The following is a 12638-nucleotide window of genomic DNA, read 5'->3' as shown; positions in this document are numbered from 1 at the left end:
GAGCACTCCGTCAGCCGGTCGAGGCACGGATCGAGGGCTCGTCTGCCCGTGAACGGGGGCGATCCGGCGCTGAAAAAACGAGCCGAATGGCTCAAGGCGGCAAGTTACGGCGTTGAGTTGGGATTGGCCCCGTCGATCGGCGGGACCATGGGGTGGCGAAGACAGAAACAGGGCCGGGTCCACCGGTCGAACTGGCGGATCTCAGGCCCAAGGTTGTCTTCAACCTTGGTGCCGAAGGTTCGCTCACTGACAACATCCGGCAACCGCGAAAAGCGGACCGGGCAAGAAGACGGGGCACGACCTATGCGAATCGAACGACGCAACACCACTTCCGGCCAGTCACCCTATGCAGGGATTGATTTCAGGCTGACGACATCGGAGATCCGCAACCCCGACGGTTCGATCGTGTTCCGGCTGGAAAATGTCGAAGTGCCCCAGTTCTGGTCGCAGGTCGCCTCCGACGTGCTGGCGCAGAAGTATTTCCGCAAGGCCGGCGTCGCCGCGCGCCTGAAGAAGGTCGAGGAAGAGACCGTGCCGTCCTGGCTGTGGCGCTCGGTGCCCGACACCGAGGCGCTCGCCCTCCTCCCCGAATCCGAGCGATTCGTCAGCGAGTTGAGTGCAAAACAGGTGTTCGACCGCCTCGCCGGCTGCTGGACCTATTGGGGCTGGAAGGGCAACTATTTCTCCACGGAAGAGGACGCACAGGCGTTCTTCGACGAGCTGCGCTTCATGCTCGCAAAACAGATGGTCGCGCCGAACTCGCCGCAGTGGTTCAACACCGGCTTGCACTGGGCCTACGGCGTCGATGGCCCCGGCCAGGGCCATTATTACGTCGACCCGTTCACCGGCAAACTGACCAAATCGAAGTCGGCTTACGAGCATCCGCAGCCGCACGCTTGCTTTATTCAGGGCGTGGGTGACGACCTCGTCAACGAGGGCGGCATCATGGACCTCTGGGTGCGTGAGGCGCGCCTGTTCAAATACGGCTCCGGCACCGGCTCCAACTTCTCGCGCCTGCGCGGCGAAGGCGAAAAGCTTTCCGGCGGCGGCCGCTCGTCCGGCCTGATGAGTTTTCTGAAGATCGGCGACCGTGCCGCGGGCGCCATCAAGAGCGGCGGCACCACGCGCCGCGCGGCCAAGATGGTCGTGGTCGACGCCGACCATCCTGACATCGAGACCTATATCGACTGGAAGGTGAAGGAGGAGCAGAAGGTTGCCGCGCTCGTCACCGGCTCCAAGATCAACCAGAAGCACCTCAAGGCCGTGCTGAAGGCCTGCGTGAACTGCGAAGGAAGCGGCGACGACTGCTTCGATCCCGAGAAGAACCCGGCGCTCCGCCGCGAGATCAAGCTCGCGCGCCGTGCGCTGGTGTCCGACAACGTGATCAAGCGCGTCATCCAGTTCGCGAAGCAAGGCTACAAGGACATCGACTTCCCGACCTACGACACCGATTGGGATTCGGAAGCCTACCTCACGGTATCAGGCCAGAACTCCAACAACTCGGTCTCGCTGAAGGACGATTTCCTTCGCGCGGTGGAAACCGACGGCGACTGGAACCTGATCGGCCGCACCAACAAGAAAATTACAAAAACTCTCAAGGCCCGCGAGCTCTGGGAGAAGATCGGCCACGCCGCCTGGGCGTCCGCCGATCCCGGCCTGCACTTCAACACCACCATGAACGACTGGCACACCTGCAAGTCGTCCGGCGACATCCGCGCGTCGAACCCGTGCTCGGAATACATGTTCCTGGACGACACGGCGTGTAACCTCGCCTCCGCCAACCTGATCACGTTCTATTCGACCACCACAAAACGGTTCGACGTCGAATCCTACGAGCATCTGTGCCGGCTCTGGACCATCGTGCTCGAAATCTCCGTCATGATGGCGCAGTTCCCGTCGAAGGCGATCGCCGAACTCTCCTACGAGTTCCGCACGCTGGGCCTCGGCTTCGCCAACATCGGCGGCCTGCTGATGACCATGGGGCTTCCTTATGACAGCAAGGAAGGCCGCTCGCTGTGCGGCGCGCTGACCGCGATCATGACCGGCGTCGCGTATGCCACCTCGGCCGAGATGGCCAAGGAATTGGGCCCCTTCCCCGGCTACAAGAAGAACACCCAGCACATGCTGCGCGTGATCCGCAACCATCGCCGCGCGGCGCATGGCGAGAGCCGTGGCTATGAGGCGCTGGCGGTCAATCCCGTGCCACTCGATCACGCCTCCTGCCCGCAGGCCGACATCATCACCCACGCCAAAGCGGCCTGGGACAAGGCGCTCGAACTCGGCGAGCTCAACGGCTACCGCAACGCGCAGACCACCGTGGTGGCACCGACCGGCACCATCGGCCTCGTGATGGATTGCGACACGACAGGCATCGAGCCTGACTTCGCGCTGGTGAAGTTCAAGAAGCTCGCCGGCGGCGGCTACTGGAAGATCATCAACCAGGCCGTCCCCGTGGCGCTGCGGACGCTCGGCTATAGTGAGGCCGATATCGCGGAGATCGAGGCCTACGCCGTCGGCCACGGCTCGCTCTCCAATTCGCCCGGCATCAACGTTTCGACCCTGAAGGCCAAAGGCTTCACCGACGAAGCGCTGGCCAAGGTGGAGAAGGCGCTGCCGACCGCGTTCGACATCAAGTTCGCCTTCAACAAGTGGACCTTTGGCGAAGACTTTTTGCGCGACACGCTCAACGTCGCACCGGAAGCGATCGCAGCCCCCGGCTTCGACCTGCTCGCCGCGCTCGGGTTTACAAAACGCGAGATCGAGGCCGCCAACGTGCACATCTGCGGCGCGATGACGGTCGAGGGAGCTCCCCACCTCAAGGCAGAACATTATGCGGTGTTCGACTGCGCCAACCCCTGCGGCAAAATTGGAAAACGTTATCTGTCGGTCGAGAGCCACATCCGCATGATGGCGGCCTCGCAGCCGTTCATCTCAGGTGCGATCTCGAAGACCATCAACATGCCGAACGACGCCACCGTCGACGATTGCAAGGCGGCGTATTTGCTGTCCTGGAAGCTCGCGCTGAAGGCCAACGCGCTCTACCGCGACGGCTCGAAGCTGAGCCAACCCCTTAACTCGCAGCTCATCAGCGATGATGACGACGAGGACGATGCGACCGAGGCGTATTACGAGAAGCCGATGGCCGCGCGTGCCGCCCAGGTCTCGGAAAAGATCGTCGAGAAACTGGTCGAACGTATCGTGGTGATGCGCGAGCGCGAAAAAATGCCGGATCGCCGCAAGGGCTACACCCAGAAGGCGGTCGTCGGCGGCCACAAGGTCTACTTGCGCACCGGCGAGTATGACGACGGCCGTCTCGGCGAGATCTTCATCGACATGCACAAGGAAGGCGCGGCGCTCCGCTCCTTCATCAACAACTTCGCCATCGCGGTTTCGCTGGGTCTTCAGTACGGCGTGCCGCTGGAGGAATATGTCGACGCCTTCACCTTCACCCGCTTCGAGCCGGCGGGCCCCGTGCAGGGCAACGACTCGATCAAGTATGCGACCTCGATCCTCGACTATGTGTTCCGCGAACTCGCGGTCAGCTACATGTCGCGCTTCGATCTCGCGCACGTCGATCCCAGCGAGTCGAACTTCGACGCGATGGGCAAAGGCGTCGAGGAAGGCAAGGAGCCGTCCGACAGCCACCAGGCCACCAAATATCTGTCCAAGGGCCTGACCCGCTCGCGCACGGATAATCTGGTCGTCATGCGCGGCGTCGATGCCGACGCACGCGGCTCCCACAACGTCACCGCGATCGCCGGCCACGGCCCCAGCGCCCGCCTCGCAGACACCCACGAAGGCGCGGTTGCGCTGAAGCAAGAAGCGAGCCACGACCTCTCGCCGACGGAACGGCTGGAAGCCATGCAGTGGAGCAAGGCCGGCAGCGCCGCGGTGGCCGTCGCCCCAAGCAAGGCCGAACGCCGGGCGGAAGCGAAAGCAAAGGGCTACGAAGGCGAGATGTGCTCGGAGTGCGGCAACTTCACGCTGGTGCGGAACGGGACCTGCATGAAGTGCGATACGTGTGGCAGCACGACGGGGTGTAGCTAAGCTTTGACCGACAGTCATGCCCGGGCCTTTGACCCGGGCATGCACGACTAAAGGGGTGGCTAACAGCCGCCCCTTTTTCAGAGGGTTAGTGACATGGATATTCAAACGGGAGGAAAGACATTTTCCAATCTTTCTAAGATCAACGTTTTACTTGGAAAGAATGGCTCTGGAAAAAGCACACTGCTTCGAATATTCGATCAGAATAAAGACGCCCTGCCAAATGTTGGTGGAGCGCGCTACGTGAGCCCCGAGCGCGGCGGGCTGCTCGCTTACCAAGGTGGGATCGAAACTCAACTTGTCGGAAGCCCGGAATGGGGCGCAACAACACGCCGACAAAATCGGTACGATAATTTTACGATAATTTCCGGCAAATGAGCGTTACCGAATATCGTCGATTAGAAACATTAGTTCTTAGAAAGATAGAAAAGGACACGACCGCGCGTCAGGACCTGAACTTCTCATTCGACACCACACTCGCTTCAATAAATCAGCTTCTTGACCAAGTACGGATCGTTCGCGCAGACAATGCTGCATTCAGCATCCTGGCTAGATCGAATTCCGAGAAACGGGCTCCGGAAACTCTAAGTAGCGGCGAATCCGAACTCATAAGCCTTGCCATCGAAATCCTCGCATTTGCGTACAGCACTGAGATCCATCGGGGTAGAACGTCTTACCTGTTCCTGGACGAACCCGATGTACATCTACATCCAGACCTTCAGGAACGCCTCATACGCCTTCTGGTAACTGCCGTTGAGAAGCGCGACATTGTTGTCATAATCGCTACTCACAGCACAGCCATCCTCGGCGCCCTAAGCGAGTACGATTACGCACGGGTTGGATTTGTAAGCTCGACGCAGAACGAAGTGGATTTCGTTTCTATCAGCAAAGTGATGCAGAAGATTCTGCCCGTTTTCGGCGCGCATCCTCTATCGAATGTATTCAACAAGACTCCAATTCTCTTGATTGAGGGAGAGGACGACGAACGCATTTGGCAGCAGGCAGTTAGGACTTCACAAGGCAAAATCCGAATTTCGCCCTGCCCGGCGGGTGATATCCAAAGCCTCAATGAGTATGAAGACCAAGTCGAGATCGTCGCTGGCGCGGTCTACGATAACGCGAAGGCATTTTCTCTGAGGGATCGGGATGAGTCTCCGTACGAGATCGACGACAAAGCAATCGTGAAGCGTATGCGCCTATGCTGTAGGGCTGCGGAGAATCTGTTGTTGTCGGATGACGTATTGCAATTTCTCGGAACCGATTGGGAAGAAATGACGGCAGCAATTGAAGATTGGCTGTCCAAATATCGCACGCATCCCCAATTCGTTGAGATGAACGCATTTAAGACTAGCGGATACGATCGATTGCGTAGCGACCTAAAGCCTCTTTGCAACATTCTAATGATGTTAGCAGGGTCACGGAAACCTTGGGAAATTGCGGTTGGGCAGGCCATCGCAGGTCTTTTGACAAATGCTCTCGACGGCGAGCATAGCTTAACAGCCTATCTAGGGCCTAAGTTGATAGATGCGTTGAATCTTAGGCCACCCCGTACAATATTCCCACGGCGTAGCAAATACGCTCAGTAAGTACCGACCGAGCTCCAGCCGCACGTTCGCTACGGTGCCTTTTGGAAGCGCGCTCACGCGCGGCCTATTGGCTGGGAAAGGCGATCGTCCTCAAACTAATGGCGTCAAAAAACGGAGCCCGGATGAGCGAGGCGATATCCGGGCTACGCTCGCTGTGCACCGCGACGAGGTGCGGGAAGTACATCATGGGGAAGCGGAGAGCAAATAATCCGCCCTTCCCCTTTCGGGCGCCCGCCCATTGCGCTACCTTGGGTTGGGGGTGCTGATAACGATGGCGGAGCTCTTTGATTTAGTAACGACAGCTGCATCGACGGGCTTGCAGGGGATGCAAGCCGCTTGGTCGAAAATTCCAGAAATCGCAAGATCGTTGTTGTCGGCCGCAATCGGTGTTGTCTTCGGCGCGTGGGTCGCTAGTCGCGCTCAGACCAAGCGTACGATCGTCGCGGAACTTCATGCCCTCAGGGCTGCACACGCACTTTGTTTCTCAATTGCGAATAAGTCTCTGTCGTTAAAAAAGCAGTTTCTTCGGCCCCTCAAACACGCATTCGATGAGGCATTCGCCGCTCATGCCGCTTATATCCATAGCCCCCTTGGAGTGTTCGGTCTTCAAATAGATCTACGAACAATCTCAGAAACCGAATTTCCGGCGGCGGCTTTGGAGAAAATTCTCCTCGACAAATGCTTTCTGCCTGGCGAGGCCATTGCCACTATGACGGCAGTGACAGACGCGGTTCACGACCTGAAGACCTCGTTGAAACTCCGCAACGATTTAGTTGATGAGTTTCGAAAAAATCCGCCGCCCACCCACGAGCAAAAGGCCGCCCGCTATTTTGGCATAGCGGCCGGTGACCAACGAGATGAGCGATTCAAGGATAACGTCGGTGCACTTTATGTTCAGGCCGACGACTGCATCTTCTTCGCGCGCAGGCTGAGCGATCAGATCCTCTCAGTAGAGAACAAGCTCCGAAGAAGAAATCGTTGGAAGTATTGGTTGCCAGGAAGGAAACTAAAGCCCGCAATTTGGAAACGGGCGGAAGAAGACGGATTGCTCCCGCTGGATTCGGATTACGCCAACTGGACGCGGGGTTTTGCAAAGGATCCTTCCATCGTCGATCGACTTGTAAATTGGTTTTGGTCGAATACGAGGCTGAAGCGGGAAGCATGATCCCCGACAAAGGAATTACGGTGGCAGTGCACTTAATTCCGGAAAGCCGGCAGATCTTAACCTACCTGCATGCGCCGGACGGTTTGACCTCCCCCCTTCTTCCACAGCCGAAATCCGCCCTCGAACGCGTTGGTGTTGGCGCCGAGGTGGACCTTGCGCCGCAGCAAGCGTAGCCCGGATGAGCGAAGCGACATCCGGGACTACTCTAACATCGCCCCGGATATCGCTTCGCTCATCCGGGCGACGCTCGCTACCAGCCTAGCTAACGCATCCATCGAAGCAATGAGAAGGCCGCTCGAAAGAGCGGCCTTTTGATTACAGGCGAATGAGTTTAAGTTCGGCAACAACATGAGAAGCATGCTGTCCAGACTGTTCGGGGTGATGAAATTTATCGTGCCCGCTCTCTATATCGCGGGAGCAATGGGTATCTGGCTGGCTTTTTCCAGATCAAACCCTGATGGCCTCGCCAATATTTGGATTGCAATCTACACATTTCCAATGGTCATGATCGGCACCTTTCTGCTGCAAGGCGAATTCCCATATCTGCCTGGCCGCTACTATGAAGCGCACGCCCTCTACTTCTGGCCAAGTGTTGCCCTTTTGGCTCTTGCATTATTTTTCATTTTTCACGGATTGCAGCGACTAACTCGTAAGGTGGAATAGCAAGCGTAGCCCGGATGAATTAGTAGGGCGGGTTAGCGCAGCGTAATCCGCCGCTCTCTCGCGATTGGGTCGGTGGGTTGCGCTAACCCACCCTACTCACGTCATTCACTTACTTTGCCAGCCCGAGCGACTTCAGCGCCTTGCCGTTGTCCTCGTTGTCCGCCTTCATGAACTCCGCGAAGCCAGCCGAATCCAGATAGAAGATCGTCAGCGCGACGTTTGGCTATTGTGCCCTACTTGCCCCAAAAGACGCATGCCAAGAAAAAGCAAGAGCATCCCACGCCTCCGCCGCTGGCGGCGCGGTGCACGGTGGGCGCGACGGAAGCTCGCGAGAGCACCGCGGGCGGCTCGGATCGTTGGCGTCGTGGCGATCCTGCTTGTGCTCGTCGCGCTGACGAACCTTGTCTATCACGTGATCCGCAAGCCGACTGAGCTGTTTGCCTTCGTTGGCGATGCGCTCGACAAGGAGCCGGCCGAGACGTGGCGGCAATACGGGCCGCTCTTCCGCGCCTATTCCACCAGTACGATCACGCCCGAATTGCTGGCCGCGCTGGCGCAGGTCGAGAGTTCAGGCAACCCGGTGGCGCGCACCTACTGGCGCTGGCGATTAAGCCTGAATCCTTTCGCGATTTATAAGCCCGCCTCCAGCGCCGTCGGCCTCTTCCAGATGACCGATGCGGCCTACGCCGAGGCCGCGCGGTCCTGTGTCCGAGAGAATGCGGTCACGAATACCGGCTGCGGGATCACCAGCCTCACCATCCGCGCGATCCCGAGCCATGCCATTGAGCTCGCGTCCGTGTATCTGGCTCGCAATGTCGCGGCGGTTCTCGCCCGCGTCCCCGATGTGCCGGCAAGCCTGCAGCAGAAGCAGGATCTCGCCGCGTTTATCCATCTTTGCGGCGGGGGTCCCGCCACAGCCTTCGCGCGCCGCAACTTTCAAATGATGCCCGGCGAGCGGTGCGGCGATCATCTCGTCACAGCCTATATCGTCAGGGTCAATGCGATGAAGCGGCAGTTCAAGCGCCTGGCGGCCGATGGCGGGTTCCAGAATTAACCTGCAGAGGGCATATCAAGCTTAACGCGCGAGTTTGGTTGCTACACTACGCAAGCCGAATAGATTCCGATGACCGGACGGTTTCCCCAAGTCGTCCGGGTCCACGCCAGCGAAGCCGCCAGGCGAATTGCCCTCTGCCTGGCGGCTTAGTTTTCGGCTCTCGGCGGGTGTAGCTCAATGGTGGAGCGTTGGGTTCAAGCCAAAGAGGCCGGTTCGATTTCGCGCTTCCCGCTCCTCATCCCCGAATGCGTTCAATGCGATTTATTCAGTGGGAGATGCCTATGCCTAATTCGCGCAAGCCCATTAGCGAAGTCGTTCTAGAGATCACTGACATCACCTCTCGACCTGTCATGGCAGAGAAACAACAAGCCGACAGCTACGCCCTCAAAGTAAAGGCAGCGATGACACGACTGAGCGAGAGCAAACGCTAGCCCGCAAGGACGATTAGCCCAACGGGTCCGCGCAAATGCGCGGCCCGATGACAGGCTCCGGCATCATTCGATACGCCCCGCCTTGAGCAGCCGTATCGACGACAATGTCGGTCATCCCCCGGACCGAACAACAGCCAAAGCACCTATCGAAAATTCTTGTTGAACATTGTTCATTTTCAGGCTACTCATACTTGAGCACTGCTCAAGCACTGGAGAAGCCGACAATGCAACCCGCACCCGGTATGGACGTCTCGATCGGCCCGGGCCGCCCCATGGCCCCATGGATCAAGCACGCTCCGACAATCATCACCGTCGGCATGATCGTGATCCTGGCGCTGCACGGACCCATTGCGCAGCCGGCGCATTACAACGAATTCGCCGACCAGTCGGCCGCCTTCGGGATTCCTCACGCAGCCGATGTGTTGTCCAATGCAGGCTTCGCTCTGGTCGCGATCTGGGGCTGGCTGACATTGCGGCCCCGACGCGCCAGCGACCATTTGCGCGCCGGATGGTCCGGCTACAGGCTGTTCCTGATCGGACTGTTCCTGACCGCTTTCGGGTCCGCGTTCTATCATCTCGCCCCCGACAATATCAGCCTGATCTGGGACAGGCTGCCGATCGCGCTGGTTTGCGCCGGCCTGCTCGCCGGCGTCCGCGGAGACATTCAGGGCGGATCCAGGACCGGGTTCGACGTGATCGTTCTCGCCCTCTACGCCGTCGCCAGCGTCGCATGGTGGGCTATCTCAGACAGGAACGGCGCGGGTGACCTGCGACCGTATCTCCTGTTGCAAGGGCTCGCTCTCATCCTCATCCCGCTATGGCAAGCGATTTATCGCTGCCCGCGCACCGATCGCATCGCCTTCGCCACCGCGATGGTGCTGTACATCCTGGCCAAGGCGGCTGAGGTGCTCGACCACGAGATCGCGACCGCTCTCGGCTTCGTCACCGGACACACCTTGAAGCATCTGATCGCGACGGCAGCCACGGCCGCCATTGTCTGGGGATTGACCCGACGATTTTCGCATGACGGTCACGCCGCGCGTCGGGTGGATCCATCGAATCTGGTATAAGCGACGGATGCATCCCGATGCAGCCAGCCCCCTCCTGCCACTCGTCACCTTGGCCGCGGGTGTGTTTCTGCTGGTCGCGCCCCGCATCGTCAGCGTCGCGGCGGCGCTCTATCTGATCGTCACCGGCCTTCTCGGCCTGAACGCGATCTACCACTTCTTCAGATAGGTCCGGAAAGCGCGGGACCGATGCCCGCGCCTCGCTCTGGTGTCTTTAGCCTTGTGGGGCAGACGTGGTCGCCGGGGCACTCAGGACTGCGCCTCCGACCGAAACGGGTCCGACAAAGTTCGGCTGCCGGGCCATCTTGTTGCGCATGGCCCGGGATAGCCGGTTGCGCGCGCGCTTTGTTGGAATGGACGAAGTGACGTCCGAGGTCATTGCATTTTTCAACGAGTCGACCTTCGCGATCAGCGTGGAGATCTGCGCCGACATCTTCTTCACGTCTTCACGTTCATCCGTGATCTGCGCGGATATTTTCTTGACGACGACCTGCTCGTCCGCGACGCTCTGTCTGAGAGAAGCAAGCGCAATCGAATCCTGCTGAAGACGGGCGGCGTTTTGCTGCAACAGGGAGGTATTCTCCTGCAGGGCGGCAGCGTGTTGCTGCTGGGCCGACGGAACATCCTTCGATGCGGGGCCGGCCAAATCGGCCATCAGATCGGAAATTTTCTGGTGCGGAATCAGCTCGGCCAACATGCTGACATTCGGCAGGGCAAAATCGGCAGGCGTCATGGTGTAGACGGCCGCCGCACTGTTTATTCCAAGCGCGATCACCGACAGCGCCAGGATCGATTTCCGGCTCGATGGCTTGGTCGGCGCCGTGGCTGCCGCCGTAGATGCGGGTTGTTCGCTTTGGCTCTGCTCTTCCGATGTCTTGGTCACGTGCAATAACCTCAAATGACAAAAAGAAGCCGTCGCCGGATCGTCCTCGCGACGGCTCCTTTTACGCGGCACTCAACTAGAACTGCCTCAGACTATAGGCCGATCGGATTAATTCGGCGTTAGCGTCAGTCGCGCAGGCATGAGCCGCTCCAGATACAAGCGGCGTGAGTGCTGCGAACCCGGGCCTATTCTACTTTGCATGGGGTTGTTTTCGCGATTTTGTGTCTCGGCTCTTCGGTGTACTGCGGAAGCAAGCGCAGCCACTGACCTCATCCGCTCACTTCGCCAGCCCGAGCGACTTCAGCGCCTTGCCGTTGTCCTCGTTGTCCGCCTTCATGAACTCCGCGAAGCCAGCCGAATCCAGATAGATCATGTCGAAGCCGCGCCTGTTCATGAACTCCTTGAACTCCGCGCTGTCCCAGATCTTCTTGATCGCGGTCTCGTACTGCGTGGCAATCTCCTTCGGCAGGCCCTTGGGCGCCGCAAAGCCGCGCCACACGCCCTTGTGCCACTTGTGACCCGTCGCCTCCTCGGTGGTCGGCACATCAGGGAAATTCGGCGCGCGGTTGGGTGAGAAGAACACGAGGCTGCGGATACGCCCCGCCTTGATCAGCGCCTCGGCTTCCGGCATCGAGCACGCGGCGAAGTCGATGCCGCCGGCCGCCAGATCGGTCAGCGCGGTCGCAGCACCCGTGGACGGCACCCAACGGATCGAGCCGGGCGAAACGCCGTCGGCCTGCATCAGGCCGGCGAGCGCGACATGCCAGCTTCCGCCCTGCCCCGTGCCTGAGGCCACCACCTTGTTCGGGTTCGCCTTGATATGCGCGAACAGCTCCTTGACGGTCTTGAAAGGCGAGTCCGCCTTCACATGGATCGCGGCGGGGTCCTGGTTCACCAGCGCGATCGGCGTATACTTCTCCCAGGTGAGATCGGTGAGCCCCACCCAGTGCATCAGGTTGATCTCGAGCGTGATGAGACCGAACGTGTAGCCGTCAGGCGCGGCGGTGGCGATCGCCTGGTGGCCGACCACGCCCGACCCGCCCGTGCGGTTCACGACGTTCACCGGCTGCTTGAGATCGCGTTCCAGCATGTGGGCGATCTGGCGCGCGACCGCGTCGGTGCCACCGCCGGCGGCCCATGGCACGATCAGCGTGATCGGCCGCTCCGGGAAGGCTCCTTGCGCGGTTCCGGCACCGAGCAGGCTTGCGGCCGCAAGCAGCGCAAGCGCAAAATTTCGAACATGGCGAAACATTCGCAAACCCTCCCCTTTGTTTTTGATGCGCCGGGTGAGACACCGCGACGCCGCGCTTATGCGCTATTGGCCATTCGGGCGGCAGAGCGCTGACATGTCAAGGGGAAGCGCCGGCACTTCGCGAGCGCTATTGCGCTCGTCGCGGGGCACGCATTCGCGCGACCCGTTGGCTCATCCGGCCTGCGCTCGCTGTTCTTGCAGGATCGGTGAACCGAGTTCATCGAAACGGAAGAGCTGAAAGATCCGCTGGCCGTTGAAGTCAAGGATCCTCAAATCATCAGTCTCGTGCAGATTGCTTTCGACGGCTTGAAAATGTCCGCCGTAGCGCTGCCTGGCGAGCGACAATGGAACCTCAAACGCGACGAACTTGCCGATGCCTTTTTGCTTGAGCACCTCAAGAAGCTTCTGATCGGTTAAGGACTCGTGCGATGTGAGAATGAGCAGCGGACCGCTCGCCGTGAGCAGCAAAAGCGATTTCATCGGATACTCCTTC

Annotated in this window: 13 protein-coding genes; 10 read left to right on the top strand and 3 right to left on the bottom strand. The window is 59.5% G+C overall.

What is annotated here, in order from left to right; genetic code table 11:
- The first annotated feature begins 303 nt into the window (after positions 1-303).
- From V1286_RS13975 to V1286_RS13930, 10 genes are all read left to right on the top strand, one after another.
- A complete protein-coding gene (locus tag V1286_RS13975; RefSeq protein WP_334480353.1) occupies positions 304-4047 on the top strand; it encodes a vitamin B12-dependent ribonucleotide reductase in 3744 nt (1247 codons plus the stop codon).
- 93 nt (positions 4048-4140) lie between these two features.
- Complete coding sequence (locus V1286_RS13970; RefSeq protein ID WP_334480352.1) at positions 4141-4422, top strand: AAA family ATPase; 282 nt, start codon at positions 4141-4143, stop codon at positions 4420-4422.
- The gene (locus V1286_RS13965; protein WP_334480350.1) at positions 4419-5630 is read left to right on the top strand and encodes an AAA family ATPase; all 1212 of its coding nucleotides are present in this window, start codon (positions 4419-4421) and stop codon (positions 5628-5630) included. The genes V1286_RS13970 and V1286_RS13965 overlap by 4 nt, the downstream gene beginning before the upstream one ends.
- Positions 5631-5901: 271 nt before the next feature.
- A complete protein-coding gene (locus V1286_RS13960) occupies positions 5902-6795 on the top strand; it encodes a hypothetical protein (RefSeq protein ID WP_334480349.1) in 894 nt (297 codons plus the stop codon).
- Positions 6792-6968, top strand: coding sequence for a hypothetical protein (locus tag V1286_RS13955; RefSeq protein WP_334480348.1), 177 nt, complete (start codon positions 6792-6794; stop codon positions 6966-6968). Before V1286_RS13960 ends, V1286_RS13955 begins: the two co-directional genes overlap by 4 nt.
- A 184-nt stretch (positions 6969-7152) precedes the next feature.
- Positions 7153-7458 carry a hypothetical protein gene (locus V1286_RS13950; RefSeq protein WP_334480347.1) on the top strand — a complete coding sequence of 102 codons (306 nt, stop codon included), beginning with the start codon at positions 7153-7155 and terminating at the stop codon, positions 7456-7458.
- A gap of 253 nt (positions 7459-7711) precedes the next feature.
- On the top strand, positions 7712-8512 hold the full coding sequence (locus tag V1286_RS13945; RefSeq protein ID WP_334480346.1) for a transglycosylase SLT domain-containing protein: 801 nt from the start codon (positions 7712-7714) through the stop codon (positions 8510-8512).
- A gap of 281 nt (positions 8513-8793) precedes the next feature.
- The gene (locus V1286_RS13940) at positions 8794-8943 is read left to right on the top strand and encodes a hypothetical protein (protein WP_334480344.1); all 150 of its coding nucleotides are present in this window, start codon (positions 8794-8796) and stop codon (positions 8941-8943) included.
- Positions 8944-9167: 224 nt separating this feature from the next.
- Positions 9168-10013 carry a hypothetical protein gene (locus tag V1286_RS13935; protein ID WP_334480342.1) on the top strand — a complete coding sequence of 282 codons (846 nt, stop codon included), beginning with the start codon at positions 9168-9170 and terminating at the stop codon, positions 10011-10013.
- Between the two features lie 7 nt (positions 10014-10020).
- A complete protein-coding gene (locus V1286_RS13930; RefSeq protein WP_334480340.1) occupies positions 10021-10179 on the top strand; it encodes a DUF3096 domain-containing protein in 159 nt (52 codons plus the stop codon).
- Between the two features lie 45 nt (positions 10180-10224).
- On the opposite strand, the gene V1286_RS13925 is transcribed toward V1286_RS13930, so the two are convergent.
- The 3 genes from V1286_RS13925 to V1286_RS13915 all read right to left on the bottom strand — a co-directional run bounded on the left by V1286_RS13925 (position 10225) and on the right by V1286_RS13915 (position 12625).
- Positions 10225-10893: a hypothetical protein gene (locus tag V1286_RS13925; RefSeq protein ID WP_334480338.1), complete on the bottom strand. Its 669-nt coding sequence runs from the start codon at positions 10891-10893 to the stop codon at positions 10225-10227.
- Between the two features lie 277 nt (positions 10894-11170).
- Complete coding sequence (locus V1286_RS13920; RefSeq protein ID WP_334480336.1) at positions 11171-12145, bottom strand: tripartite tricarboxylate transporter substrate binding protein; 975 nt, start codon at positions 12143-12145, stop codon at positions 11171-11173.
- Positions 12146-12316: 171 nt separating this feature from the next.
- Positions 12317-12625: a cytosolic protein gene (locus tag V1286_RS13915; RefSeq protein ID WP_334480334.1), complete on the bottom strand. Its 309-nt coding sequence runs from the start codon at positions 12623-12625 to the stop codon at positions 12317-12319.
- Positions 12626-12638 lie beyond the last annotated feature (13 nt).

It is taken from the genome of Bradyrhizobium algeriense, from assembly GCF_036924595.1.
Classification (GTDB): domain Bacteria; phylum Pseudomonadota; class Alphaproteobacteria; order Rhizobiales; family Xanthobacteraceae; genus Bradyrhizobium; species Bradyrhizobium algeriense.
Note: the sequence above shows the minus strand (reverse complement) of the source record. Positions and strands in the feature narration are given on the sequence as shown.

Coding starts and splice junctions, on each gene's coding strand:
- V1286_RS13960 (WP_334480349.1), top strand. CDS start 5,902: ATGGCGGAGCTCTTTGATTTAGTAACGACAGCTGCATCGACGGGCTTG.
- V1286_RS13920 (WP_334480336.1), bottom strand. CDS start 12,145: ATGTTTCGCCATGTTCGAAATTTTGCGCTTGCGCTGCTTGCGGCCGCA.
- V1286_RS13975 (WP_334480353.1), top strand. CDS start 304: ATGCGAATCGAACGACGCAACACCACTTCCGGCCAGTCACCCTATGCA.
- V1286_RS13965 (WP_334480350.1), top strand. CDS start 4,419: ATGAGCGTTACCGAATATCGTCGATTAGAAACATTAGTTCTTAGAAAG.
- V1286_RS13970 (WP_334480352.1), top strand. CDS start 4,141: ATGGATATTCAAACGGGAGGAAAGACATTTTCCAATCTTTCTAAGATC.
- V1286_RS13915 (WP_334480334.1), bottom strand. CDS start 12,625: ATGAAATCGCTTTTGCTGCTCACGGCGAGCGGTCCGCTGCTCATTCTC.
- V1286_RS13945 (WP_334480346.1), top strand. CDS start 7,712: ATGCCAAGAAAAAGCAAGAGCATCCCACGCCTCCGCCGCTGGCGGCGC.
- V1286_RS13940 (WP_334480344.1), top strand. CDS start 8,794: ATGCCTAATTCGCGCAAGCCCATTAGCGAAGTCGTTCTAGAGATCACT.
- V1286_RS13935 (WP_334480342.1), top strand. CDS start 9,168: ATGCAACCCGCACCCGGTATGGACGTCTCGATCGGCCCGGGCCGCCCC.
- V1286_RS13930 (WP_334480340.1), top strand. CDS start 10,021: ATGCATCCCGATGCAGCCAGCCCCCTCCTGCCACTCGTCACCTTGGCC.
- V1286_RS13950 (WP_334480347.1), top strand. CDS start 7,153: ATGCTGTCCAGACTGTTCGGGGTGATGAAATTTATCGTGCCCGCTCTC.
- V1286_RS13955 (WP_334480348.1), top strand. CDS start 6,792: ATGATCCCCGACAAAGGAATTACGGTGGCAGTGCACTTAATTCCGGAA.